Raw genomic sequence first — 24,426 nt, forward strand, 5'->3', positions numbered from 1 at the left:
CTGGTGCGGGTTCTTGTGCCTCTTATGCCAGGTCTGCGGCGCGGCCTTGGGCGGGGGCTGCGGGGTGGTCTCCGGGGCCTCCGGTGGGGGCTGCGGCGCGGGCACGGCGGCGCGCCGCTGCGACTGCCGCTGCTGCTGGCCTCCTTCGCGCTGACCGCGTACGCGGGGATCAGGCTGCTGCGCGGCGACTGGTTCGGCATCCTGCTCTGGCTGGTGGGCGCGGCCGTCCTGCACGATCTGGTGCTGCTGCCGCTGTACGCGCTCGCGGACCGGGCCGTGCGCGCCGCGCTCCCGGCCCCGGCCTCGTGGATCAACCACGTACGGGTGCCGGCCTTCGTCTCCGGGCTGTTGCTGCTGGTGTGGTTCCCGCTGATCCTCGGCCGGGAGGAGCGCCGTTACGAGCACGCGACCGGGCTGACCGCCGGCGTCTTCTGGCCGCGCTGGCTGCTGATCACCGCGGGGCTGTTCGCCGTCTCGGCCCTGTGGCTGGCGATCCGGGTGTGGTGGCGCCGCCGTCGGGCCGGGGCGGAGGATCCGCGGAAGCCCGCCGCAGGCCCCGTACGGCCCAACCGGCCCTGACCGCGGCACCGGCGACCGCGTACCCCAGCGTCCCGATCCACGTCCCGGCCTCGACCGCACGGACCGTCACATACTGGGCCACGCCCGCGAGCGGCACGCAGAGCCACCAGCGCCACCACCAGCAGCGCGTACCACGGATGGCCCGGAGTCATCAGCCGGAACGTGAGCCCGGTCACCACGAGCGCGCCGCGCCAGGGCCGCCGGGGATTGCCGCGCGGCAGGACCCGGAGGACGACCGCGAGCAGAACGGCCGCTGATCACCGGCAGGGCCCAGGTGTCCGGGTCGGGCAGGAACAGGCGCGGCAGAGGACCGCGGCCTGACGGGTGCCCAGGCGGCGGACCGTCCACGCGGCGGCGGCGAAGAGCGCCCAGGCGGTGGCGTACGTACCTGCCGGAAGGTCAGGAACAGGACGGCGAGGAGCGAGCCGAGCAGCGCGGCGAGGACGAGCGGCGCGATCCACGGGCGGGCTCCGCGCGCCCGCGCGCCCGCGCGGGCGGGGCGGGGCGCGCCGCCGGGCCGCGCCCGGCCGGGCCCCGCGGTGGTGCGCCGCAGCCGTCGGCCGGTGGCTGAGGGCCGGGCCGGTCCGCCGACCCATCAGCCATCAGCCATCAACCATCGGCCGGGGCGCCGGAGCAACTGGCCGGTGCGCCCCAGCAGCCGACCGGGCGTCAGGAGACCGCGGGACCGCGCGGGCACGGCTCAGCGCTCCGTGGCGGATCGGGGTCCGGGCGGTGTGCGGCGCAGCGCCATGAAGCCGCGGTCCTGCGCGGTCCACTGCTCGACCGGGGCCCAGCCGGCCGCGCGTGCGTGGTGCAGCAGGGCCCGGATGCCGACCCGGGCCCAGGGGAAGGCCGTGCCCACTCCGCCCCGCCCGTCGTCCACGCGTACGCGCACCCGCTCGTCCACATCGGCCGCGGCCGCCTCCACCAGCAGCAGCCCGCCGGGGGCGATCAGCTGGGCGACGCGCGCCAGCAGGGCCCGCGGATCGCCCCCGATGCCGATGTTGCCGTCGATCAGCAGCGCCGTGCCCCAGCGTCCCTCCCCGGGCAGCGGTGCGAAGACCGAGCGGCACAGCGCGGGCCCGCCCGCACGGACCGTACGGGCGACGGCCGCCTGGCTGACGTCGATACCCAGGCAGGGGCGGCCCAGCAGGGCCAGCGCGGCCACCAGCCGGCCGGGTCCGCAGCCGATGTCGAGCGTCGGGCTCTGACATCGCCGCAGCACGGTGCGGTCGGCCGCGTCGGGGGCGGCACACCAGCGTTCGACGTCCAGGGGCAGCATCCAGCCGTCGGCGCGGCGCAGGAACAGCGGTCCTCGGCCCGCGCGCAGCGCTCGGACGTAGGGGTCGGCGTGCCATGGGGCGCCCGCGCGGCGGGAGGGAGCCCGCTCGCGCACCGACTCTCCGCGCACCGATCCGTCGTGCACCGATCCGTCGTGCACCGATCCGTCGTGCACCGACTCGGCCGTGCTCATCGCGCAGAGGCCCGGGACAGCCGGGCGAGGGTCCGGGCGAACCGCCCGCCCGGGGCGTCGGCCGCCACGCGTTCGGCGTCCTCGGCCGTGTCCACGTCGCGCAGCATCGGCAGGTCGCCCACCCGCAGCCCCGCGTCGGTCAGCCGGCGCCGCTGTGCGGCACCGGTCGCGGCGGTGGACATCGGCACGCCCCGCAGCAGACCGGGGTCCGGTTCCGCCAGACCCAGGGCCCAGAAGCCGCCGTCGGCGGCCGGGCCGAACCACGCGTCGCGGTCCTGCCAGCCGTCCGTGCCCAGCGCGGGGGCGAGGAGAGCCGGGGTGACCTGCGGAGTGTCCATGCCGATCAGCAGCGTGGGGCCCTGGCAGGCGGCGAAGGCCGCGGCGAGCCGTTCGTCCAGACCGCCGTCGCACTGCCGCACCACCTCGAAGCCCGGCGGCAGCCACGGCCCGGGGTGTCCGTCGAGCACCAGCACCCTGCGGTGGGCGGGCATCGCGAGCGCGGCGTGCAGGGTGTCGGCGAGGGCCGCCTCGGCGAGCGAGGCGGCCTCGGCGAAGGTGTACGGGGGAGCGAGTCTGGTCTTCACCCGCCCTGGGATCGGTTCCTTGGCGATGACGAGCAGTGTCGTCCTGCCTCCGGGAGCCGCCGGGGAGGCGGAACCGACGGCGACGACGGGCCCGGAACCGGAAGCGGTATCAGGTCCGGCGCCGGGGCGGTCCGGTGCCGGGGGAGCCGGGTCCGGTGCCCGGGGTGCCGGGTCCGGTGCCGGGGGGACCTCCGCCGCGTGCGCGCCCTCGCGTGGCGCGGCGCTCACCGCGCGGCCCTCGGGGTGGCGGCCAGGTCGCGGACCACTGGCGGCTGGCGCAGCACGGCGCGCATATCGCGCACCGTCTGCCAGGTACCCCGCCAGGTGCCGGTGACCTTCGACTTCCCGGTGCGCGGCCGGTACGGCACGTCCCGCTCCGCGATCCGCCAGCCCGCGTCCGCGGCGCGTACGACCATCTGCAGGGGGTAGCCGCTACGCCGATCGGTGAGGCCGAGGGCGAGCAGCGGCTCGCGCCGGGCGGCCCGCAGGGGGCCGAGGTCGCCCAGCGCGAGGCCGGTGCGCCGGCGCAGCATGCGGGTGAGCGCGATGTTGCCGAGCCGGGCGTGCACCGGCCAGGCCCCCCGCTCCTGGGGCCGTCGCCGGCCCAGCACGAGGTCGGCACCGCCGGCCTCGACGGTCCGCACGAAGGCGAGCAGCAGCCCGGGGTCGAGCGAGGCGTCGCAGTCGCAGAAGCAGACGATGTCGGCCTTGGCGGCGAGCAGTCCGGCGTGGCACGCGGCCCCGAAACCACGGCGGGGCTCGTGCACGACGGTGGCGCCATGGGCGCGGGCGATCGCGGCCGAGCCGTCCGTGGAGCCGTTGTCGACGACGATCGCGCGCCAGCCGTCGGGGATGCGGGCCAGCACCCAGGGCAGGGCGGCGGCCTCGTCCAGACACGGCAGGACGACGTCCGCGGAGGGGGTGGTGGAGTTCGTCACCCGCACCACCCTACGAAGGAGAAAGCGACATTCCGGGCTTCAGGTTCTTACGAAACACGGACGTCGGCCAGGCCGCGGGTTCCCGCCCGGCCCTGGCGACCGCTCCTGGTGCCACGCTGTACGGCATGGAACAGAACCCACCAGCCGGCCGGGTGCTCGTCGTGGACGACGACCCGACCGTGGCCGAGGTCGTCGCCGGATACCTCGGCCGGGCCGGTTTCGCCGTGGACCGGGCCGCCGACGGCCCCGGCGCGCTCGCCCGCGCCGCCGCCCGCCGGCCGGACCTGGTCGTCCTCGACCTGATGCTGCCCGGTATGGACGGGCTCGAGGTGTGCCGCGCGCTGCGGGACCAGGGCCCGGTGCCGGTCATCATGCTCACCGCCCGCGGCGACGAGGAGGACCGGATCCTCGGCCTGGAGATCGGCGCGGACGACTACGTCACCAAGCCGTTCAGCCCACGGGAGCTGGTGCTGCGGGTGGAGTCGGTGCTGCGCCGCGGCCGGACCGGTCCGCACGGCTCCGCCTCGTCCGCCACCGCCCGGGGCGGTGTGGCGCACCGGGCCGGGATCACCATCGACCCGCTGGCCCGGCGCGCCACCCGGGACGGCCGGGAACTCGCGCTGACCGTGCGCGAGTTCGACCTGCTGGCGTTTCTGGTGCGCCACCCGGGGGTGGCCTTCACCCGCGAGGAGCTGATGCGCGAGGTGTGGGGCTGGGACTTCGGCGATCTGTCCACCGTCACCGTCCATGTGCGGCGGCTGCGCGGAAAGGTCGAGGACGATCCCGCCGCGCCCCGGCTCATCCAGACCGTGTGGGGCGTCGGCTACCGCTTCGACGCCCCGCCCGAGGCCGCCGGCAACGGACACGACGAGCGGCGGGGCGACGGACGGAACGAGGGACGGGGCGGCGGACGGAACGACGGACGCGACGAGCGACGGGGCGGCGGACCGGGGCGGGGCCGCGATGCGTGATGTGTTCCTGATGGCGGCGTTCGCCTTCCTCGGCGCGGCGGCGGCCGGTCTGCTGGGCGCGTTCGCGCTGCGGCTGGTGCGCGGCCGTTCGGTCGCGGTGTCCCTGACCGTCGTCGCCGCCGTCGCGGTCACGGCGATGCTCACCGGCACGCTGGCCGTCGCCTGGGCGATGTTCCTGTCCCCGCACGACCTGACGGTGGTCACCACCGTCTGCGCCATGGCCGCCGTGGTGTCCCTGGCCACCGCGCTGCTGCTGGGCCGCTGGGTGGTGGCGCGCAGCAACGCGCTGGCGCTCGCCGCCCGCTCGTTCGGGGACGGCGGGAGCTTCGCCGCCCCCGACGGCCAGGCCACCGCCGAACTCGCCGCGCTCGGCCGGGAACTGGCCGCCACCAGCGCCAAGCTCGCCGCCTCCCGCGAGCGTGAGCGAGCCCTGGAGTCCTCCCGCCGGGAGCTGGTCGCGTGGATCTCCCACGATCTGCGCACCCCGCTGGCGGGGCTGCGCGCGATGTCCGAGGCGCTGGAGGACGGGGTGGCCCCGGACCCGGCCCGCTACCTCCGCCGGATCCGCACCGAGGTGGACCGGCTGAACACGATGGTCGGCGACCTCTTCGAGCTCTCCCGCATCCACGCCGGAGCGCTGTCCCTCGCCCCCACCCGGATCTCCGTCTACGACCTGGTCGGCGACGCCCTGGCCGGGGTCGATCCGCTCGCCCGCGAGCTGGGGGTCCAGGTGATCGGCGGCCGTGTGGACCCCGTTCCGGTGGAGGTCGACGGCAAGGAGATGACCCGTGTACTCGGCAATCTCCTGGTCAACGCCGTCCGCCGCACCCCGGCGGACGGCACGGTCGCGGTGGCCGCCGAGCGCGAGGCGGACACCGTCGTGCTGTCGGTCACCGACGGCTGCGGCGGGATACCGGAGGAGGACCTTCCGCGCGTCTTCGACACGGGCTGGCGCGGCAGCCACGCCCGCACACCCCCGGCGGGCGCCGGTCTGGGCCTCGCCATCGTCCGGGGCATCGTGGAGGCCCACGACGGACAGGCCGCGGTCCGCAACGTCGAGGGCGGCTGCCGCTTCGAGGTCCGCCTCCCCGCCGCCACCCCCACCTGAGCGCCCACGCGAGGGCCCGCCGTCGGGTGTGCCGCGTGGGGGTCTGCCGTTGGGGGCGCCGCGCGAGGGCCCGCCGTCCACTACCGGCTCGTCTCGGAAGGGAGAAGCTGAGGTCGACGGCCGAGGCGGACGACTGGGCCCGCGCCGAGGCCATGCCCTCGGACGCGGAGATCACCCGCATCCGACGTCTGATCCAGCGCGTCACCGAGGACGTCGAGACGCTCACCGAAGCCGAACGCGCCGAGATCCAGCGGGCCGCCCAGGTCGTCCGCCAGATGCGGCAGAACTTCCTCGGCATGCCCCGCATCCGCCAGTCCCTGCCCGACCTTCGACCGGAGCGACCCGCATGACCGCACCCGGCCCCACCGTCCAGGCGATGATCGAGGGCCGCCGGGCCGACACCGGACGACGGCGCCAGCGCGTGCCCGCGGCCTTGGCCCAGGCCGCGAAGGACGGCTCGGACGTCAGCGTCGCAGCGATCGCCCGCCGCGCCGGCGTCGACCGCACTTTCCTCTACCGCCACCGCGACCTGCTCGGCCAGATCCACGCCCAGGCCGCCGAGCCGCCCACGGCCCCCGGGAGCCGCGGCCCTGCCGTCAGCCGGGCCTCCCTGCAAGCCGATCTGCTGGCCGCCGACGCCCGAACCGCCCGGCTCGCCGCCCAGGTCCGCCGCCTCGAAGCGCGCCTCAGCGAGGTCCTGGGCGAGCAGGTCTGGCGTGAGTCCGGCATCGGCGGCCCCGAGGACACCGAACAGCTCAAGGCCCGGATCACCCCCTCGAACAACAGGTGATCGACTTGGAGCTGAAACGCCAGGAGCGTGACGACGACCTCGCCGCCGCCCGCGCCGCCAACCGCGAGCTGATGGCCCAGCTCAACCGCCACACCGACTGATCAAGCAGCCCGTGACCAGCTGAAACGCGCGAGGGCCCGGTTCCCAGCCGCTGCACGGCCGGGAGTCGGCGCAGGGCGCCCCGAGGCGGTGACGGCGACACCGCCTCGGGCGTTCACTGGAAGTATGGCGTTTTATAGCTTCGTAAAAGCTCCCGCCGGACAAAGAACCAGGTGGAGGCCCTGCGCGAGGCGATGTCCTCGATCGCGGAAGGGGCGCGGCCGTGCAGCGTGCGCCACGTCTACTACCTGGGCATCGGACGGCTGTGGGACAAGGACACCGGCACCTCGTGCCGGAACTACTCGGTCGTCGTCCGGGAACTGGGCTATATGCGGGAGTCCGGGAAGATCCCGTGGGAATAGATCACCGACGGAACCCGCATGGTGCGGCAGGAGCTCCAGTACGACTCCATCGAGGAGCCATGGAGCGCGCTGCGGAAGGCTACCGGCGCAACCTGTGGGCCCCGCAGAGCCGCCGCGTCGAGGTCTGGTGCGAGAGTGCAGCGTTGGGGGCGTGCTTTTGCCCGTGACCTCCGCGTGGGGCGTGGGGCTCGACGATCCGGCGTGGTTTACACGGACATTGCCGGCCTTTTTCCGCTGACCGTGTCGAGCAGCAGCTTCGCGGCCACCGTCGCCCCGTTGGTGCGGATCGTGCCGGCCACGGCGGTCGCTCGTGCGCGGGTCTCGGGGCTCAGGGCCGTGCTCAGCGCGGCCGACAGGGACTCGAAGGTCGGGGTCGGACCGTCGTGTGCCGCGCCGATGCCCAACTCGGCCACCCGGCCGGCCCAGTACGGCTGATCCGCCAACTGGGGGACCACTACCTGGGGGGCGCCGACCCGGGCGGCCGTCGTCGTCGTACCCGCGCCGCCATGGTGCACGACAGCGGCTACCCGGCCGAACAGTGCCTGATGGTTGACCTCGCCGACGGCGAAGCAGTCCTCCCGGCCGTCGATCAGCGCCAGGTCCGCCCAGCCGCGCCCGATGACGACGCGGCGGCCCTGCGCGCGGACCGCCTCGATGGCCACCTGGGCGGCGTCCGTCGAGGCGTGCATCGGCATGCTGCCGAAGCCCACGTACACCGGTGGCGCGTCGGCCTCCAGGAACGCCACCAACTCGGCCGGGAGCGGGCGTTCGTCCGGCACCATCCACGCGCCGGTCTGAACGACGTCGAGGTCGGGTGTCTCCTGCCACGGGTCCAGGATCGGGTCCGTCGCCAGCCATGGCTGGTCGCCGATGACGTAGTCGCGGACGTGCTTCACCGGGGGCAGACCGGCCGCCGCCCGGTTCGTGTTGAGCGCCTCGCCGAACAGCGCGTCGATGCTCTGAGCGTCCAGATCCCACAGCACCCGGTTGTCGGTCACCTCCGGCGGGAACGGCCGCCCCGGATACGCCAGTGGCCGGCGGTGCGGCGCCGGCAGGGTGAGCTGCTGGAAGGTCACGGACACGGATCGGATGCCCAGCATCTCGGCCACCGACAGCGCTCCGGCCGCGGCCGGCATCATCCCTGTCGCCACCAGCACGTCGCATCCCTCGGCCGCCGCGGTGACCGCGTCGAACTGCCCGGCGATCACCTCAGCCGCGCGCTGCGGCAGGCTCGACGCCGGCGGGGCCTCCTTCGTCAACGCCCGCGCCGACCGGCTGACGGGCACCAGCGGCACGCCCACACCGTCCAACCGCTGCGCGAAGTCCTCGTCCGGCGGCGCGCACACCTGCACCTGCGTGCCGAGTTCCCGTAACCGCACCGCGAGTCCCACCAGCGGTTCGACGTCCCCGCGCGACCCATACGTCGATAACAACACACGCACTTCGCGACACCCGTTTCTGTAGGTTCTGGCTTCGACCGGCGATTCTGCGGCACGCCGGGGGTCTTGCCGCAAGCCCCCTGGTGCGCTATACGTTGAGCATGGCAAGGAGTGGGTAACCTCCTTGCCTTTGCCTTTTGGCGTCCGTTATGGACGGACGACCTCCTTTCGAAGCGGCGGCCCGCCGCGTACGGCGGTGCCGTCGGCCCCGGAGGATCTCCGACGAGCTGTGCACTCCATCGAAGCCTGGTCGACGGCATCCGGCAGTGGAACATCGAGGCCCGGACGGAAGATGCCGAGCGGGAGCTGCTGCGCTCCCTGCGAGGGACAGTGAGGAAGATCGTTCGCCGCGCGTCCGCCGAGCCGGTCGCCGAAGACGACGAAGACGTGTAGGCCCCGTGCACCACGCGTGTTGCATCAGCTACAGTGCTCGCGACCGCTCCTGAACTGCGGAAACTCCAACCCGCACACTCGTGGCGCCCCGGAGAAGTGTCGGCGACTTCGACGCCTCGGGTGCCGATATCGAACGGGACTGGGTGGCCCGCACGGACTGCTGGAGCCACGTGGAACGCATCCTGCTCACCCACGAACAGGTCCGGGACCACGAGCTGCCCGCGGCTGTGGGGAAGGCGCCGCCTTCCTCACCCACCTCGCGGGCGACCACATCGAGGTCCGCTCCGCCGGATCCGCCCCCGCCGACACTGTCAACCCCGCCGTCGTGGAGGCGATGACCGAGGTCGGCATCGACATCGCCGCCGAAACCCCGAAAATCCTCACCGTCGACGCCGTGCAGGCATCCGACGTGGTCATCACCATGGGCTGCGGCGACGCCTGCCCCGTCTTCCCCGGCAAGACCTACCTCGACTGGAAACTCGACGACCCAGCCGGACAAGGAACAGCGGCAGTACGGCCGATCCGCGACGACATCCGCACCCGCGTCCAGAATCTGATCGACGAACTCACCACCGGAAACCCCACATGACCTCCAGCACCGGCACCCTCCGGATCACCGAACTGACAGCCGAGCATGCCCAAGACGTGCTGGCGATCCACCAACTCGGCATCGACGAAGGCAACGCCACCTTCGAAACCACCGCACCCACCTGGGAAGCCTTCGACGCCGCCAAACTCCCCGACCACCGCCATGTCGCCCTCGACACCGACGGGCACGTCCTGGGCTGGATCGCCGCCACGAAGGTCTCCCACCGTTGCGCGTACGCGGGCGTGGTGGAGCACTCCGTCTACGTCCACCCCGAAGCCCGTCGGCACGGAGTCGGAGCCGCCCTCCTCGACGCACTGATCGCGTCCACCGAAGCGGCAGGGATCTGGACCATCCAGTCCGGCATCTTCCCCGAGAACACCGCCAGCCTCCGCCTCCACCAGCAAGCAGGCTTTCGCATCATCGGCACCCGCGAACGCGTCGGCCGCCACCACGGTGCCTGGCGCGACGTCGTCCTGATCGAACGCCGCAGCCCCACCGTCACCTGACCAAGGCCGAAGTTGCCCCCGGCACCCGCCAAGTACAACGCTCAGGACCCGCCAACTAAAGCGCTCACTCGCCAACTACGGCGCTCAGTCACACCCGCTCAGACCCGCGCGCCGTGGGGCGTGGGGGGAACTCAGGCTCCCGCGCGCTGTGGGGCGTGGGCGAACTCGGTCATGCCCTCGGTGAAGGGGACCGCCGCGTGCCAGCCCAGCGCCTCGCGGATCCGCCGCGACGACGCGGTGATGTGCCGTACGTCGCCCAGCCGGTATCCGCCCGTCACCACGGGCGCCGGGCCGCCGAACGCCGTGGCCAGGGCCGCGGCCATCTCGCCCACCGTATGGGGGTCGTCGCTGCCGGTGTTGTACGCGGTCAGCGCGGACGGGGCCACCGCCTCCGGCGCCGCCTCCAGGGCGGCGACGTTGGCCGCGGCCACGTCCCGGACATGGATGAAGTCGCGGCGCTGACCGCCGTCCTCGAAGACCGTGGGTGCCTCGCCGCGCGCCAGGGCCGAGCGGAAGAAGGAGGCGACCCCCGCGTACGGGGTGTCGCGCGGCATCCCCGGCCCGTACACATTGTGGTAGCGCAGCGACACCGCACGGCCGCCCACCGACCGGGCCCAGGCCGCCGCCAGATGCTCCTGGGCCAGCTTCGTGGTCGCGTACACATTGCGGGGATCGGCCGGTGCGTCCTCCGCCACCCGACCGGGCCGCAGCGGCGTGCCGCACTCCGGGCAGCCGGGTTCGAAGCGGCCCGCCGCGAGATCCGCCTCGGCGCGCGGACCGGGACGGACCCGGCCGTGCCGGGGGCAGTCGTAGCGCCCCTCCCCGTAGACGACCATCGACCCGGCCAGCACCAGCTCGCGCACCCCGCGCTCGGCCATCGCCGCCAGCAGCACCGCCGTGCCCAGGTCGTTGCAGCCCACATAGGCCGGGGCGTCCGCGAAGTCCTTGCCGAGTCCGACCATCGCCGCCTGATGGCATACGGCGTCCACCCCGCCCAGCGCCGCGGTCACCGCCTCCCGGTCCCGCACATCGGCGTGGTGCCACTCCCCGTCCACGGGAGGCGGCGTCGGATGGGCGGCCGGCAGCAGGGCGTCGAGGACGACCGGCTCATGGCCGTGATCGATGAGGGCGGTGACGATGTGCGAGCCGATGAAGCCCGCACCTCCGGTGACCAGTACGCGCATGGGGAGGACGCTAGGCCCGAGCGGGCGGCGGGGCATGCGTCCGCGCCGGGCCGTCACCGCTCCGTAAGACCTTATGGCGGAGGCGTGGTCACAGAATGGTCACAAGAGGGACGGCCCGGCGTTGCCTTCCACTGCGACCGTGGCGCCCGTTCGCGTCTCCGGGACCTCGTTCGCGTCCCCGGGGCACCGGACACGTCCACCGACACATCCACCCGACACGCGGCCCCGACACGTCCACCCGACACGCGTCCACCGACATCACATCCACCCGGCGCGTCCACCCGACACATCCACCGACACGTCTCTCCCGACCGCCGCCACCGACGAACAGAGAGCCACATGACGGTCACCACCGCCCCCGCGGCCCAGCGTCCCCGCAACCTCAACGACGTCAAGGGCTGGTTCCCCAGCCTCGACCAAGTGCTGTTCGACCGCTTCCTGAGCCGTCAGGAGCGCCTCGGACAGCACGGGGACCTGATGGAGATGGGCGTCTACATGGGCAAGAGCGCCATCTTCACCGCCGCCTATCTGCGGTCGCACGAGCGGTTCACGGTCTGCGACCTCTTCGACGGGGAGGCGCCGGACGAGAAGAACGCGGCGGAGGCGCGCAAGTCGTACTCCACCCTCACCCGCACCGCCTTCGAGCAGAACTACCTGGCGTTCTGGAACGAGCTGCCGTACGTCATCCAGGGCCCGACCTCCGTCGTGCCCGACCACGTCGGCGCGGACACCTGCCGCTTCATCCACGTGGACGCCTCGCATCTGTACGAGCACGTGGCGGGCGACATCGACACCGCGCACACCGCGCTGGTGTCCGACGGGCTCGTCGTCCTCGACGACTTCCGCTCCGAGCACACCCCCGGGGTGGCCGCCGCGGCCTGGGAGGCGGTGTTCACCCGGGGCCTGCGGCCCATCTGCCTGTCCACGCAGAAGCTCTACGGCACTTGGGGCGACCCGGAGCCGATCCAGGACGAGCTGCTCGCGGACGAGGAGTGGCGCAAGGGGATGCACACCAGCGTGCAGGAGATCGCGGGCCGGAGGGTGCTGCGGTTCTCGGGGAAGCCCGCCAACCCGGCCGCGCCCCCGTCCCGCTACGCCCATGAGCCGCGTGACCCCGCCCCGGCGCCGCGCCCCGCCCCCACCGCACCGGGGCCCGCCCGTCCCGCCACACGCCGTCCCACCACGGTCCGGCGGATCGCCGCCGACGTCCTCCCGCCGGTCGTCACCCGTGCGATCCGCCGCCGCAGGGGGTAGGACCGCCCCGGACCGGACTGTCGCACCGGGCCGCACCGGGCCGCACCGGGGCCCGTTCGTTATGCGCTTCCTGTATGGCGGGGTGCGAAACAGGTCTTGGACGCCCCAGCGCAGACGGCTGTTGACTCGATGGTGTCCGGCCGGGACCGCCCGGCCGGGCCGAGCATCAGAAGCCGATTCCACAGATGGGGTGTGTCCGCCATGGGCAAGTACGACGGTAAGCATGTCGTGATCACGGGAGGCAGCAGCGGTTTTGGTCTGGCCACCGCCCAGCTGCTCGTGGAGGAAGGGGCGCGCGTCCTGATCACCGGGCGCAACCAGGCCACCCTGGACGCCGCCCGCGACCAGCTCGGCGACAACGCGATCGCGGTCCGCAGCGACGCGGCGTCGCTGCCCGACATCGACGCGCTGGCCGACCGGGTGAAGGCCGAATTCGGCACGGTGGACGCCCTGTTCGCCAATGCCGGGGTCAACGGTTTCGCGCCGTTCGAGGAGACCAGCGAGGAGCTCTTCGACCAGCTGCTGACCATCAACGCCAAGGGCCCCTACTTCACGGTGCAGAAGCTGGTTCCGCTGCTGGCCGAGGGCAGCGGCGTGGTGCTCACCACCTCGGTCGCGAACGTGCTGGGCCTGCCCGCGCTCAGCGCGTACGCGGCCAGCAAGGCGGCGCTGCGCTCCATGACCCGCGGCCTGGCCCGGGAGCTGCTCCCGCGGAAGATCCGCGTCAACGCGGTCAGCCCCGGCCCGATCGACTCCGGAATCCTGGAGAAGTCGATGCCCAAGGAGGCGGCCGAGCAGACGAAGGCACAGATGGCCGCGGACAACCCGATGCTGCGCATGGGCACCCCCGCCGAGGTCGCCAGGGCGGTCGCGTTCCTCGCGTTCGACGCCACCTTCACCACGGGCGCCGAACTCGCCGTGGACGGCGGCGGCTCCCAGATCTGACCGCCCGTCCACCGTCCTTACCGCCGCCGCAGCGCCGGGTGGTCCGCCACCACCGTGCACGCGCGGCGGCGGTGGCGGAGTCGGAGACCGCGCGTGCGGCCTCTTCGGCGCGGCACCTGGAGTGTCCGGCCCGGCACCTGGACTGTCCGGCCCGGCGTCGTAGCCGTGCCCGTCACCCCCCCGGCCCCGACCTGATCCACTGCCCATACCGTGTCTCCGTAAATCGATGCGGCATCTCGACGAGAGATGCCTCCGGGGGACATTGGGGCATGAGGGTCTGTACTTGGAAAGGATGGCCGTAATGGTGTCAAAGCGCTCTGCGGAGAGGACCGTCGGCTGGATCGCCGGGGCCGCGGTGGTAGCGGTGGTCACGGGTGTCACAGGGTGCTCGAACAACACGAGCTCCACCACCGAGAAGAAGCCGACCGCGGACAGCTCGGCCACGGCCGACGCGAAGAAGGAGGCCGCACAGCCCGCGGCCGCCCGCCAGTCCGCGGAGGGCGCGGTTGCCGAGTGGGTCACCGCGATCATCAAGAACCAGCCGACGCGGGCGTGCCTGGTGATGGCGGACACCGATGCGTCCCCGGTGCGGGTCGGCAGCGCCTCGATGTGCAACAGCGACCAGCCCGATGTGCGGAAAATGAAGGAGAGCATCGGGAGGCTCCGCGAGTCGTTCACGCCCAAGCCCGCCACGAGTGACCCGAAGGTGGAGGTCGCGCAGGCCCCGGTCACCGGCGACAAGGCGGTGGTTCCCGCCAACAAGGTCACCATCGACGGGCAGACCCTCGACAAGGTCATCCTGTCCAACTCCACCGGGCTGACGTCAGGACAGCTGGACGTCAAGGTGAAGGCGTCCGAGATCAACAACGCCTGGTACGTGACCGATTTCGATCTCAGCGTCGGATAGTGCCGTAACCGGGAGTCCCGCCGGGCTGGGGGCCAGGCTGCTGTTCGCAGCGGCCTGCCACCCCGGCGCATGGACGCGGTCGCGCCGCCGGCAGCCGCTCGGCTCGCTTACCGCCGCGGCTTGCCGGGCAGAGGGCAGAACCGGGTGCCCCCTTCGACCGCAACGGTAAGCCCGGGGGCGATCTCGGTGAACCCCGCGTCGCGCACCACCGGCAGCCCGCTCCTGGTGAGTTCGTCCCACCGCTCGGCCGACGCCGTACGCACCGCCAGCGGGAACCCGGCCCCGCGCCAGGCCGCCCGCGCCGCGTCGTCCAGCTCCCACCAGGCCAGCTGCGCGCCGTGCCCGGCCTGGGCCATGGCCTTGCCCGCCGACATCCGCACATGGGGGCTCAGCCACAGCACCGGACCGGTGAGATCGGGGGCGGCCGGCGGCTCGGGGTCGTCCAGGTCGGTGCCGGAGACCTGGAGCTTGGCCAGCTCCTTGGGCCAGCCGTCCAGCGGCACCGGCGGGAACACCCGCACCTCGGCGGCCGACGGGGACCCGTCCCCGTCCTCGGCCGTGGCAGCGGCCGCGGCCGAGGCGGGGGTCCGGCCCGTGACCGTGATGCCCGGCAGCCCGGCCGCGCGCCGCCAGTCCGCGCCGCGCGCCCGCCGTACGACCTTGCGGATCCGGGCGTCCTGCCAGTCCCGTACGGCCTGGGCCCACTCGCCGCCCTCGGCCGTCGCCCGCTCGTCCGACAGCAGCACCAGCACCGCCCGCGCCGCCGTCTCCAGGGCGTCCGTACGGGTCGGGGGCGCGGCCTTCTCGATCCGGACCACCATGGGCAGGACGAACTGCGGCGCGGCGTCCCGGTCGGACTCGGCGTGCCGGAAGGGGCTGGTGCGGGGGCTGGGGGTATCGGTCTCGGTGCTGGTCACGCGCCCAGTCTGCCAGGACCGCGGGAGGGGCCGCCGGACAGGCCGCGGGAGAGGCCGCGCGGGGCGGGGGAGTGGCTGGTGCGGGTGTGCGTCACCAGCGAGCCCGTTGCGGCGTCGCTCCTGCGCCGCGGCGGCGTCGGTGGGGCCGGGCCGGGTGCACCTTGCCTCCGTGCTGACCGCGCTGGGCGCCGCGCTGGTGCTCGGCACCGCCGGGACGCTGTTCGTCGCGGCCGTCAGCGATCCGCACGGTGCGGACCACCGGCACCGGGTCCCCGTGCCGGAGGCGACCGTCGCCGGACTGCTCGCCGCGGTCGCGTGCGCCCTGCTCGGCGCGGCCGTCGGCGCGCTGTGCGACCGGCCGCTGCTGCGCCGCCCCGGCTGGGCGATCCCCTCCACCCTGGGCGCCGCGCTGCTGGTGTCGGTGGCCGGCGCCTCGCCCGCGAACGCCGCCGTGTCGGGGCTGGTCGACGGCTCGCACAGCGGCACCGTGCCGATGCCGCTGCTGCCCCTGGCCCTGACCGGCGCGGCCGCCGCCGGGGCGACCGCGCCGGCCTGCGCGCTCAGCTCTCGCCGGTCGTAGAGTTCGGGTCATGGACGACCGTACGGACCTTCCCGAGGGCCCGCCGTACGCCGACTGCGTGCGGTGCGGCGAGCCCACCGAGTACCCCGCCTCGCGCCCCGGAGCGACGCTGTGTCCCGTCTGCGAATGGCAGGAGGCCCAGCGCACCGCCTGCTCCGGCTAGGCGTAGGCGGCGGTCATAACCCTAGTGGCGCCAGGGCCCGGTCACCGCGAAGGTGGTGCCCGGGGTGTAGCAGTTCACGTACATCGTGCGGCGGTCCGGCGCGAAGGTGACGCCCGCGAACTCACCCCACTCGGGGTCCTTCGGTGTGCCGCCCGCCGCGGCAGCGGCTGATGGCACAGCCTGCCGATTGCGTGCCATCGGGTAGACCTCGCCGTGCCGGGTCAGCCCGAAGACGTGCTGGGCGCCGTTGCCGTCCTCACAGACCATCAGGCCGCCGCTGGGCGCCAGCGTGATGTTGTCCGGGGACTCACCGGGCAGCTGGACATCCGTCTCGGGGCCGAAGACGATCACCAGCGTGAGGCGCCGCCGGTCGGGGTCGTACCGCCAGATCTGGCCGAAGTGGTCGGCCGCCGAGCCGTCCGCGCTCTTGGCGAAGCTGGAGACGAAGTAGACCGACGAGCCGCCCCAGTAGCACCCCTCCAGCTTCTGGGCGTGGGTGATGCCTCCGGGGCCGAAGTCCTGGAAGCGGATGGGGGTCTGCCGGGCGAGCGGGTCGGGCACGTCCACCCATTCGACGCGGTCGAAAGCGGTGCCCGGCTCCTGGATGGTGGACAGATCGGGCACTCCCGGCACGCGCAGCGCCTGGAGTTCCCCGCCGGCCCGCAGCGAGCCGATGCCGCCGAGCGGCTTCTTGGGCCGGAAGCGGTAGAAGAGCCCGAAGGGTCTCTCGAAGGCGTCCTCGGTCTCGTAGACGACGCCGCTGCGCGGATCGACGGCGATGGCCTCGTGCTGGAAGCGGCCCATGGCGGTGAGCGGCACGGCGCCGGTGCGGCGCGGATCGTAGGGGTCGACCTCGAAGATGAAGCCGTGGTCCTTGGCGTAGCCGTTGGTGCCCGCCCGGTCCTCGGTCTCCTCGCAGGTCAGCCAGGTGTGCCAGGGGGTGGGCCCGCCCGCGCAGTTGACCGCGGTGCCCGCGATGGCCACCCGCTCGGACAGTACGCGGTTGCCGGAGCCGAGTTCCAGGGCGGTGCAGCCGCCCAGCCCCATCGGGTCGTAGGTGAGGCCCTCCACGGCCGGGACGCGGAACGCGGCGTTCGGACGGTTCTCGTGGTTGCGGACCAGATGCGTCGTACGCCCCTGGCGGCCGTCGGCGCGGCCGGGGAAGGCGGCCATGCCGTCGCAGTGGCTGGGGACCTTGCCCTCGCCGGAGCGCAGTTCGTCGCCCTCGCGGGAGAGCACCCGGTAGCGGAACCCCTCGGGGAGGTCCAGCAGACCGTCGGGGTCGGGGACGAGGGGGCCGTAGCCGCCCTGGCCGAGCGGCCGGGGGTCCGGTGTGGCGGCCGCGGCGGTGCCGGCGAACAGTTCGGGGATGCTGCCGGTGAAGGCGATGGAGGCCCCCAGCGCGCCGGTGCGCCCGAGAACCTGACGTCGTGTCGCTGACATGCGGTAACTCCCTGCTGGCGGACAGAGAATATGACCGCATGTGTGTATCACGCCCGCAGACGCGCGGGAACCACGTGCGCGCGTCATGCGCGTGACGGCGGGTACGCCCGCGTCATGCGCGCCGGCGCATGGGAGCCCCTGCGTCACGCGTTCCGGCGCACGCGAACTCCTGCGTCACGCGTCCCTACGCATGGGAACTTCTGCGTTACGCGTTCCGGCGCACGGGAGCCTCTGCCTCATGCGCGTCGCCGCACGGGAACCCTTGCGCCATGCGCGCCGCGGCACGCAAACCCGTGCGTTACGCGTTCCGACACACGCGAACCCCTGCCTCATGCGCGCCGGCGCATGGGAACCCCTGCGTCACGCGTGCCGACGCACGCAAACCCCTGCGTCACGCGTGCCGACGCACGGGAACTCCCGCGTCATGCGCGCCGACGCACCGGAACCATGTGTGTCACGCGCAACCGGTGCGGCGGGGGAGCCACCCGCTCAGCTGCTCTCCGGCGCGTCGGCCAGTTCCTTCGCGTCCCGGGCGAGCGCAGTGAGCCGGGAGATCGCCCGGAAGTACTTCTTCCGGTAGCCGCCGTTCAGCATCTCCTCGCTGAAGAGCCGGTCGAACGGCACCCCGGAGGCCAGCACCGGCACCTCGCGGTCGTAGAGCCGGTCGGCCAGCACCACCAGCCGCAGCGCGGTCGACTGGTCGGGGACCGGGCCGACCCCGGTCAGGCAGACCGCCTGGATGCCGTCGCACATCGCGCCGTAGCGGCTCGGATGTACCCGGGACAGGTGCTCCAGCAGGGCGGGGAAGGCGTCCAGCGAGGCGCCCGGGACGCGGTGCGCCGCCCGGGTGACCGTGTCGTCGGAGTGCGGGGCGGGGGCCGCGGGCAGACCGCGGTGGCGGTAGTCCTCGCCGTCGATGCGCAGCGTCCGGAAGTGGGCGGACAGCCCCTGGATCTCGCGCAGGAAGTCGGCCGCGGCGAACCGGCCCTCACCGAGCTTGCCGGGCAGCGTGTTGGACGTCGCGGCGAGCGCCACGCCCGCCTCGACCAGCTTGCCCAGCAGCGTGGAGACCAGAACGGTGTCGCCCGGGTCGTCCAGCTCGAACTCGTCGATGCACAGCAGCCGGTGATCGCTCAGGGTGCGCACGGTCTGCTGGAAGCCCAGCGCGCCGACCAGGTTCGTCAGCTCCACGAAGGTGCCGAACGCCTTCAGCTCGGGGGCGGCCGGGGTGGCGTGCCACAGGGAGGCCAGCAGATGGGTCTTGCCGACGCCGTAGCCGCCGTCGAGGTACATCCCGCGCGGGCCGTCGGCCGCGGCGGCGGGCTTGGTCTCCCGGCGGAACCAGTGCCTGCGGCGACCGCCCTTCGTGTCCCGCCCGCCGCCCAGCCGTGCGGCGAAGGCGCGCAGCGCCTCGACCGCCTCGGCCTGGCTGGGCTGGTCGCGGTCGGTGATGTAGTTGTCGAAGCTCACGGTGGCGAAGCGGGGCGGCGGCACCATCTCGGCGACCAGGCGCTCCGCCGGAACCTGCGGCGCACGGGCGGTGAGGGCGGCTGGGGCTGCGGGGGCTTCGGCGGCTATGCGGCCTGCCGAGCCGGATGAGGTGGTTGGTGCAGACACGAATATCCAGGGTAGTCGCTCTTCACCCGAGCGCCGTCCGAGAGGGAGGCATGTCACACTGCGGCCTATGCGACGCCTGTTCCCCCCGCCTACCGCAACGCCCGCCGAAACCTCCGCCGAAACCTCTGCCGACACCTCTGTGTTTACCGATGTGTTTGCCGAAGACCGTGAATGGGGCCTCGACGAACTGGCCGACGCCTATGCGTATCCGGACCCGCCGTACGGCCCCTCCGGCGTCTGTCTGCGCGCCAACATGGTGTCCTCGCTGGACGGGGCGGCCCATCACGGCGGCCGGTCGAAGCCCCTGTCCTCCGACGCGGACATGCGGATCTTCGGGGTGCTGCGCGGACTCGCCGACGCCGTGGTGGTGGGCGCGGAAACCGTGCGCCGCGAGGGCTATCGGCCGGCGCGCGCCCGTAAGGCGTTCGCCGAGCGCCGGGCGGCGCTCGGCCAGGGACCCGTGCCCGCGATCGCCGTGGTGAGCGCGAGCCTGGACCTGGACTTCTCGCGGCCGCTGTTCACCGAGCCGCTGGTCCCCACGATCGTGATCACGGGCGCGGCGGCCTCGCAGGAGCGGGTGAAGCAGGCCCGTGCGGCGGGGGCCGAGGTGGTGCTCGCCGGGGCGGGGCCGTCCGGGCGGGTCGACGCGGCGGCGGTCGTGACCGCGCTCAAGGAGCTCGGCCACACCCGGCTGCTCACCGAGGGCGGCCCCACGCTGCTGGGGCAGTTCACCGCGGCCGGGGTACTGGACGAGCTGTGCCTGGCGGTGGCTCCCCTGATCGCCGCGGGGGACGCCAAGCGGATCGTGGACGGACCCGGGCTGGCGGAACCGGAGCAGTTCGCTCTCGCTTCCATCTTGGAGGAAGCCGGATTTCTTTTCACCCGCTACCGTCGGATTTACCAATAACTTATACAAAACGCCTGTTAACCCGTGAAAAGCAGTGCGAAGGAGAAGGGCATCCGCCGTGTTCACGAGCGTATTGATGATTGAGAAGCCCCTGACCCCCGCCGACGTGGAATTCGTCACCACCCTGCACGGCGACGATCCGGTCTCCTTCGTCGTCCTGATGCAGCCCCGGGGCAGCAAGGACCGGCTGCTGCGCGCGATCGACGACATCGCGCTCGGCGAGCTGGAGCAGGCCGCCCAGGAGGGGGATGAGCCGGAGGGCGCGGAGGCGCTGGAGCCCGCCGAGCGGGCGCTGAACCACTCCGTGGCGGCGCTCGAGGCGGCCGGGAGCCGGGCCCGGGGCCATGTCGTCCAGCGCCGTCCGCTGGAGGTGCTGCGCGGCGTCGTGGAGGAGACCCACGCCGATGAGGTGATTGTGCTCACCGCACCGCATTTCGTGGAGGAATTCTTCCACCGGGACTGGGCCTCCCGGGCGCGCCACAAGGTGGGGGTGCCGGTGCTCAAGCTCTTCGCGCACGCGGTGGACGAGGACCAGACCGCGGCCGGCGGCTGAGCCGGGGCTGAGCCGGGCTGAGCCATGGCCCTGGTCTCCGCGGCCGTCGGCGGGGCGGGGGGCCGGGGGTGTGGGAGTTGGGCTCTTCGCGCACGCGGTGGACGAGGACCAGCCCACGGCCGGGCCGACGGCTGAGCCGGGACCGAGCCGGGGCTGAGCCGGGCACCGAACCAGGGCTGAGCCGGGGCTGAGCCAGGACCGCGCCATGACCGAGCCGGGGCTGAGCCACGGCCCCGGTCTCCGCGGCCATCGGCGGGGGCGGGCCGCCGGGGGTGCGAGAATCGGGCCGACAGCACACACCGAGAACCAGGGGAGACCCGTACATGGCACCGGCCGGCACCGCCTCCGACGCGCTGGATCGACCGCACTTCATCGGCATCGGCGGCGCCGGGATGTCGGGCGTGGCGAAGGTTCTCGCCATGCGGGGCGCGCGGGTCTCGGGGAGCGACAGCAAGGACTCGCCGATCGTCGGGGCGCTGCGTGAGCTCGGCGCGACCGTGCACATCGGCCACGCCGCCGAGAACATCGCCGCCGACACCACCGGCGTCGTCATCTCCAGCGCCATCCGCCCCGACAACCTCGAACTGGTCACGGCGCGTGAGCGCGGCATCCCGGTGGTGCACCGCTCCGACGCGCTCGCCGCGCTGATGGACGGCTCCCGGCCGATCGCGGTCGCGGGCACCCACGGCAAGACGACCACGACCTCGATGCTGGCCGTCTCGCTGCGCACCCTCGGCCTGGACCCGTCGTACGTCATCGGCGGCGATCTGGACGCCCCCGGCTCCAGCGCCCACCACGGCGACGGCGACATCTTCGTCGCCGAGGCCGACGAGAGCGACCGCAGCTTCCACAAGTACGCGCCCGAGGTCGCGATCATCCTCAATGTGGAGCTCGACCACCACGCCAACTACGCCTCGATGGACGAGATCTACGAGTCGTTCCAGACCTTCGTCGGCCGCATCCGGCCGGGCGGCGCGCTGGTGATCTCCGCCGACCACCCCGGCGCCCGTGAGCTGACCGCCCGGATCACCGGCGGCGAGGGCCCGCGGGTGCTCACCTACGGCGAGGACGAGGACGCCGACGTACGGGTGACGGCCATCGAGCCGCACGGGCTGACCAGCGAGGTCACCGTCCGGCTCGCGGACTCCCTGGGCGGTGCGGAGATCACCTTCACCGTCTCCGTCCCCGGCCGCCACTACGCGCTCAACGCCGTCGCCGCCCTCACCGCGGGCGCCGCCCTCGGCGTTCCGGCCGGGGAACTGGCCCCCGCCCTCGGCTCGTACACGGGCGTCAAGCGGCGGCTCCAGCTCAAGGGCACCGCCGCCGGGGTGCAGGTCATCGACTCCTACGCGCACCACCCCACCGAGATCGCGGCGGACCTCGAGGCGATCCGCGGCGGCGCCCGGGAGGGCCGGGTCCTGGTGGTCTTCCAGCCGCATCTGTTCAGCCGCACCCAGGAGCTGGGCACCGAGATGGGCGAGGCGCTCGCGCTCGCCGACGCCTCCGTCGTCCTCGACATCTACCCCGCCCGTGAGGACCCGGTCCCCGGGGTCACCAGCGCCCTGGTCATCGACGCCGCCGCCCGCCGCGGGGCGGACGTGACCGCCGAGCACGACCGGACCGCGATCCCCGAGCTGATCGCCGGAATGGCCAAGCCGGGTGACCTTGTTCTCACCATGGGCGCGGGCGATGTGACCGATCTCGGTCCGGAGATTCTCGCCCGTCTCCAGAGCCCGGAGAACTGAGGAGGTCCGTCCCCATGGCGTATGAGATCGACAAGCCGGAGGAGCAGTGGCGCGCGGAGTTGACCCCGCAGGAGTACCACGTGCTGCGGGAGGCCGGCACCGAGCGCGCCTTCACCGGTGAGTACACCGATACCAAGACGGTCGGCGTCTACTCCTGCCGGGCGTGCGGGGCGGAGCTCTTCCGCTCGGAGACGAAGTTCGAGAGCCACTGCGGCTGGCCGTCGTTCTACGACCCGGCGGACAGCTCGGCCGTCGAGCTGATCGAGGACCGGTCACACGGCATGGTCCGCACCGAGGTGCGGTGCACCCGCTGCGGTTCGCACCTGGGCCATGTCTTCTCGGGCGAGGGCTATCCCACCCCGACCGACCAGCGGTACTGCATCAACTCCATCTCACTGCGGCTGACCCCCGAGGAGGGCTGACCCCGAGGAGAGCTGACCCAGAGGACAGCTGACCCAGAGGACAGCTGACCCGGGCCGCCGCCACCCTGCCGCCCGCCACCGTGCCGTGTGAGCACTGGCTACCGCGCGATCACATCACCGGCTGCCGCAGCGCAGCACGGCGGCGGTCTCGGGCGGCAGCCGCAGCATGCCGTCCGGGCCCGGCCGCTCGATCCGCCGCCAGGCGGCGACCACCTCGGTGACCTCGCCGGTCCGGGGCCCCAGCCAGGTCTCGGCCGGCCGGTCGCCCGGGTTGAGCAGAATCCGCAGCGGGCCGCGCTGAAAGCTGAAGCAGCCGTCCGAGCCGGTGGACAGGCCCGTGTACGACCAGGTGGGGTCGGTCAGGGCCGGTTCGGCGCGGCGCAGCGCGATCAGCCGGCGGTACCAGTCGAGCAGAGCCCGGTGCGGCTCCCGCTCCGGCTCCCGCCAGTCGAGGCAGGACCGCAGCCGGGTGGCCGGGTCCTGCGGGTCGGGGACGTCTGCCTCCGCCCAGCCGTGGGCGGCGAACTCCCGGCGGCGGCCGGAGCGCACCGCCTCGGCCAGCCGCGGGTCCTGGTGGTCGGTGAAGTACTGCCAGGGCGTGCGGGCGCCCCACTCCTCGCCCATGAAGAGCATCGGGGTGAACGGCGCGCACAGCACCACGGTCGCCGCGCAGGCCAGCAGCCCGGGGGAGAGCTGGGCGGAGAGCCGGTCACCGACCGCGCGATTGCCCACCTGGTCATGCGTCTGGGCATAGCCGAGCAGCCGGTGTGCGGGGGTGGTGTGGGTGTTCAGCGGGCTGCCGTGGAGGCGGCCCCGGAACGTCGAAGGGGTGCCGTCGTGGAAGAAGCCGCCCATCAGCGTCTTGACCAGGGCCCCGGGCCCCTCGGCTGCGAAGTCGGCGTAGTAGCCCTGCCGTTCACCGGTGAGGAAGGTGTGCAGGGCGTGGTGGAAGTCGTCGTTCCACTGTGCGTGCAGACCGTGGCCGCCCGCCTCGCGCGGGGTGGTGGTGCGCGGATCGTTGAGGTCCGACTCGCCGATGAGGAACAGCGGGCGGCCGGTGCGGGCGGCCAGCGCGTCCACGGCGGCCGACAGCTCGGCCAGGAAGTGCCGGGCCCGGGTGTCGCGCAGCGCGTGCACCGCGTCCAGCCGCAGCCCGTCCAGCCGGAAGTCGCGCAGCCAGGCCAGCGCGCTGCCGATGAAGTACGCGCGGACCTCGTCGGAGCCGGGCGCGTCGAGGTTGACCGCCGCGCCCCAGGGGGTGTGGTGGGTCTCGGTGAAGTACGGCCCGAAGGCCGGGAGGTGGTTGCCGGAGGGGCCCAGGTGGTTGTGGACCACGTCGAGGACCACGCCGAGGCCGTGCCGGTGCGCGGCGGCCACGAAGCGCGCCAGCCCCTCCGGCCCGCCGTACGGCTCGTGCACCGCCCAGGGCGCCACGCCGTCGTACCCCCAGCCATGGGTCCCGGGGAACGGGCAGACGGGCATCAGCTGCACATGCGTGACGCCCAACTCGGCCAGGTGCGGCAGCCGTTCGGCCGCCGCGTCGAAGGTGCCCTCATGGGTGAAGGTGCCGATGTGCAGCTCGTACAGGACCGCGCCGGGCAGCGGCCGCCCGAACCACTCCCGCTCCCAGGGGAAGCGGGAGTGGTCCACCACCGCGCTCAGCCCCTCGGGGCCGTCCGGCTGGCGGCGGGAGCGCGGATCGGGCAGCGGCGGACCGTCGTCGAGCGCGAAGCCGTACCGCGCCCCGGGTCCGGCCTCGGCCTCGGCCCGCCACCACCCCTCCCGGTCCGGATCGGGCTCCATGGGGCGATCGCGCCCCTCCAGATGGAGCCCGACCCGCCCGGCGTGCGGCGCCCACACCTCGAACAGCACTGGCGTCTCCTCACCTCGGCCCGTCCACGGTCCCGACCATGCTGCGGGACACGGCGCGCACGGCGCAGCAGTACGACACCGGCCG

25 protein-coding genes and 1 pseudogene are annotated in these 24,426 nt (G+C 73.4%); 17 read left to right on the forward strand and 9 right to left on the reverse strand.

The window, feature by feature from the left end; translation table 11 throughout:
* The first annotated feature begins 24 nt into the window (after positions 1 to 24).
* Complete coding sequence (locus N6H00_RS29975; protein ID WP_268974950.1) at positions 25 to 579, forward strand: hypothetical protein; 555 nt, start codon at positions 25 to 27, stop codon at positions 577 to 579.
* Positions 580 to 1,279: 700 nt separating this feature from the next.
* Here N6H00_RS29975 and N6H00_RS29980 read toward each other — a convergent pair.
* The 3 genes from N6H00_RS29980 to N6H00_RS29990 all read right to left on the reverse strand — a co-directional run bounded on the left by N6H00_RS29980 (position 1,280) and on the right by N6H00_RS29990 (position 3,584).
* The gene (locus tag N6H00_RS29980; RefSeq protein WP_268974951.1) at positions 1,280 to 2,053 is read right to left on the reverse strand and encodes a methyltransferase domain-containing protein; all 774 of its coding nucleotides are present in this window, start codon (positions 2,051 to 2,053) and stop codon (positions 1,280 to 1,282) included.
* Positions 2,050 to 2,673: a TIGR04282 family arsenosugar biosynthesis glycosyltransferase gene (locus tag N6H00_RS29985; RefSeq protein ID WP_268977160.1), complete on the reverse strand. Its 624-nt coding sequence runs from the start codon at positions 2,671 to 2,673 to the stop codon at positions 2,050 to 2,052. Before N6H00_RS29985 ends, N6H00_RS29980 begins: the two co-directional genes overlap by 4 nt.
* Positions 2,674 to 2,861: 188 nt before the next feature.
* Positions 2,862 to 3,584, reverse strand: coding sequence for a glycosyltransferase family 2 protein (locus N6H00_RS29990; RefSeq protein WP_268974952.1), 723 nt, complete (start codon positions 3,582 to 3,584; stop codon positions 2,862 to 2,864).
* Between the two features lie 116 nt (positions 3,585 to 3,700).
* Between N6H00_RS29990 and N6H00_RS29995 the strand changes: the two genes are divergently transcribed.
* The 5 genes from N6H00_RS29995 to N6H00_RS30015 all read left to right on the forward strand — a co-directional run bounded on the left by N6H00_RS29995 (position 3,701) and on the right by N6H00_RS30015 (position 6,905).
* On the forward strand, positions 3,701 to 4,546 hold the full coding sequence (locus N6H00_RS29995) for a response regulator transcription factor (protein WP_268974953.1): 846 nt from the start codon (positions 3,701 to 3,703) through the stop codon (positions 4,544 to 4,546).
* The gene (locus N6H00_RS30000) at positions 4,539 to 5,654 is read left to right on the forward strand and encodes a sensor histidine kinase (RefSeq protein WP_268974954.1); all 1,116 of its coding nucleotides are present in this window, start codon (positions 4,539 to 4,541) and stop codon (positions 5,652 to 5,654) included. Before N6H00_RS29995 ends, N6H00_RS30000 begins: the two co-directional genes overlap by 8 nt.
* Positions 5,655 to 5,806: 152 nt before the next feature.
* On the forward strand, positions 5,807 to 6,004 hold the full coding sequence (locus N6H00_RS30005; RefSeq protein WP_268974955.1) for a hypothetical protein: 198 nt from the start codon (positions 5,807 to 5,809) through the stop codon (positions 6,002 to 6,004).
* Positions 6,001 to 6,444 carry a DUF6262 family protein gene (locus N6H00_RS30010; protein ID WP_268974956.1) on the forward strand — a complete coding sequence of 148 codons (444 nt, stop codon included), beginning with the start codon at positions 6,001 to 6,003 and terminating at the stop codon, positions 6,442 to 6,444. The genes N6H00_RS30005 and N6H00_RS30010 overlap by 4 nt, the downstream gene beginning before the upstream one ends.
* A gap of 272 nt (positions 6,445 to 6,716) precedes the next feature.
* On the forward strand, positions 6,717 to 6,905 hold the full coding sequence (locus N6H00_RS30015) for a hypothetical protein (protein ID WP_268974957.1): 189 nt from the start codon (positions 6,717 to 6,719) through the stop codon (positions 6,903 to 6,905).
* 206 nt (positions 6,906 to 7,111) lie between these two features.
* Here the strand turns inward: N6H00_RS30015 and N6H00_RS30020 are convergent, their stop codons facing one another.
* Positions 7,112 to 8,341, reverse strand: coding sequence for a glycosyltransferase (locus tag N6H00_RS30020; protein WP_268974958.1), 1,230 nt, complete (start codon positions 8,339 to 8,341; stop codon positions 7,112 to 7,114).
* Positions 8,342 to 8,975: 634 nt separating this feature from the next.
* On the opposite strand from N6H00_RS30020, the pseudogene N6H00_RS30025 reads away from it, so the two are divergent.
* Together N6H00_RS30025 and N6H00_RS30030 are read left to right on the forward strand one after the other, a co-directional pair.
* Positions 8,976 to 9,326: pseudogene (locus N6H00_RS30025) on the forward strand (arsenate reductase ArsC); the annotation flags it as partial.
* A complete protein-coding gene (locus tag N6H00_RS30030; protein WP_268974959.1) occupies positions 9,323 to 9,832 on the forward strand; it encodes a GNAT family N-acetyltransferase in 510 nt (169 codons plus the stop codon). The pseudogene N6H00_RS30025 and the gene N6H00_RS30030, both read left to right, overlap by 4 nt.
* Positions 9,833 to 9,963: 131 nt before the next feature.
* On the opposite strand, the gene N6H00_RS30035 is transcribed toward N6H00_RS30030, so the two are convergent.
* Positions 9,964 to 11,016: an NAD-dependent epimerase/dehydratase family protein gene (locus tag N6H00_RS30035; RefSeq protein ID WP_268974960.1), complete on the reverse strand. Its 1,053-nt coding sequence runs from the start codon at positions 11,014 to 11,016 to the stop codon at positions 9,964 to 9,966.
* Between the two features lie 339 nt (positions 11,017 to 11,355).
* Between N6H00_RS30035 and N6H00_RS30040 the strand changes: the two genes are divergently transcribed.
* The 3 genes from N6H00_RS30040 to N6H00_RS30050 all read left to right on the forward strand — a co-directional run bounded on the left by N6H00_RS30040 (position 11,356) and on the right by N6H00_RS30050 (position 14,122).
* Entirely contained in the window at positions 11,356 to 12,270 is a 915-nt protein-coding gene (locus N6H00_RS30040) for a class I SAM-dependent methyltransferase (RefSeq protein WP_268974961.1), read from the forward strand.
* Between the two features lie 201 nt (positions 12,271 to 12,471).
* Complete coding sequence (locus tag N6H00_RS30045) at positions 12,472 to 13,215, forward strand: glucose 1-dehydrogenase (RefSeq protein ID WP_268974962.1); 744 nt, start codon at positions 12,472 to 12,474, stop codon at positions 13,213 to 13,215.
* 304 nt (positions 13,216 to 13,519) lie between these two features.
* Positions 13,520 to 14,122, forward strand: coding sequence for a hypothetical protein (locus tag N6H00_RS30050; protein ID WP_268974963.1), 603 nt, complete (start codon positions 13,520 to 13,522; stop codon positions 14,120 to 14,122).
* Positions 14,123 to 14,229: 107 nt separating this feature from the next.
* Here the strand turns inward: N6H00_RS30050 and N6H00_RS30055 are convergent, their stop codons facing one another.
* Positions 14,230 to 15,039, reverse strand: coding sequence for a peptidyl-tRNA hydrolase (locus N6H00_RS30055; RefSeq protein ID WP_268974964.1), 810 nt, complete (start codon positions 15,037 to 15,039; stop codon positions 14,230 to 14,232).
* A gap of 169 nt (positions 15,040 to 15,208) precedes the next feature.
* Here N6H00_RS30055 and N6H00_RS30060 point away from each other — a divergent pair, with 169 nt between their 5' ends.
* Together N6H00_RS30060 and N6H00_RS30065 are read left to right on the forward strand one after the other, a co-directional pair.
* Positions 15,209 to 15,619 (forward strand): hypothetical protein, encoded by a 411-nt coding sequence (locus N6H00_RS30060; protein ID WP_443073081.1) that lies wholly within the window; start codon positions 15,209 to 15,211, stop codon positions 15,617 to 15,619.
* A gap of 10 nt (positions 15,620 to 15,629) precedes the next feature.
* The gene (locus tag N6H00_RS30065; protein ID WP_268974965.1) at positions 15,630 to 15,782 is read left to right on the forward strand and encodes a hypothetical protein; all 153 of its coding nucleotides are present in this window, start codon (positions 15,630 to 15,632) and stop codon (positions 15,780 to 15,782) included.
* A 21-nt stretch (positions 15,783 to 15,803) separates the two neighbouring features.
* Here N6H00_RS30065 and N6H00_RS30070 read toward each other — a convergent pair whose 3' ends face one another.
* Together N6H00_RS30070 and zapE are read right to left on the reverse strand one after the other, a co-directional pair.
* A complete protein-coding gene (locus tag N6H00_RS30070) occupies positions 15,804 to 17,225 on the reverse strand; it encodes an alkaline phosphatase PhoX (RefSeq protein ID WP_268974966.1) in 1,422 nt (473 codons plus the stop codon).
* 489 nt (positions 17,226 to 17,714) lie between these two features.
* Complete coding sequence (gene zapE / locus N6H00_RS30075) at positions 17,715 to 18,842, reverse strand: cell division protein ZapE (RefSeq protein ID WP_268974967.1); 1,128 nt, start codon at positions 18,840 to 18,842, stop codon at positions 17,715 to 17,717.
* Between the two features lie 67 nt (positions 18,843 to 18,909).
* Here zapE and N6H00_RS30080 point away from each other — a divergent pair, with 67 nt between their 5' ends.
* The 4 genes from N6H00_RS30080 (at position 18,910) to msrB (ending at position 22,469) form a co-directional block, all read left to right on the forward strand.
* A complete protein-coding gene (locus N6H00_RS30080) occupies positions 18,910 to 19,749 on the forward strand; it encodes a pyrimidine reductase family protein (RefSeq protein WP_268974968.1) in 840 nt (279 codons plus the stop codon).
* Between the two features lie 76 nt (positions 19,750 to 19,825).
* Positions 19,826 to 20,302, forward strand: a complete 477-nt coding sequence (locus N6H00_RS30085; protein WP_268974969.1) for an indole-3-glycerol phosphate synthase — start codon at positions 19,826 to 19,828, stop codon at positions 20,300 to 20,302.
* 323 nt (positions 20,303 to 20,625) lie between these two features.
* Positions 20,626 to 22,047: a UDP-N-acetylmuramate--L-alanine ligase gene (gene murC, locus N6H00_RS30090; RefSeq protein WP_268974970.1), complete on the forward strand. Its 1,422-nt coding sequence runs from the start codon at positions 20,626 to 20,628 to the stop codon at positions 22,045 to 22,047.
* Positions 22,048 to 22,061: 14 nt separating this feature from the next.
* On the forward strand, positions 22,062 to 22,469 hold the full coding sequence (gene msrB / locus N6H00_RS30095) for a peptide-methionine (R)-S-oxide reductase MsrB (protein ID WP_268974971.1): 408 nt from the start codon (positions 22,062 to 22,064) through the stop codon (positions 22,467 to 22,469).
* A gap of 114 nt (positions 22,470 to 22,583) precedes the next feature.
* On the opposite strand, the gene treZ is transcribed toward msrB, so the two are convergent.
* Positions 22,584 to 24,341: a malto-oligosyltrehalose trehalohydrolase gene (gene treZ, locus N6H00_RS30100; RefSeq protein ID WP_268974972.1), complete on the reverse strand. Its 1,758-nt coding sequence runs from the start codon at positions 24,339 to 24,341 to the stop codon at positions 22,584 to 22,586.
* Positions 24,342 to 24,426: the final 85 nt, after the last annotated feature.

Origin of the sequence: Streptomyces sp. S465 (genome assembly GCF_026898115.1) — a bacterium.
GTDB classification, from domain to species: Bacteria; Actinomycetota; Actinomycetes; order Streptomycetales; family Streptomycetaceae; genus Streptomyces; species Streptomyces luomodiensis.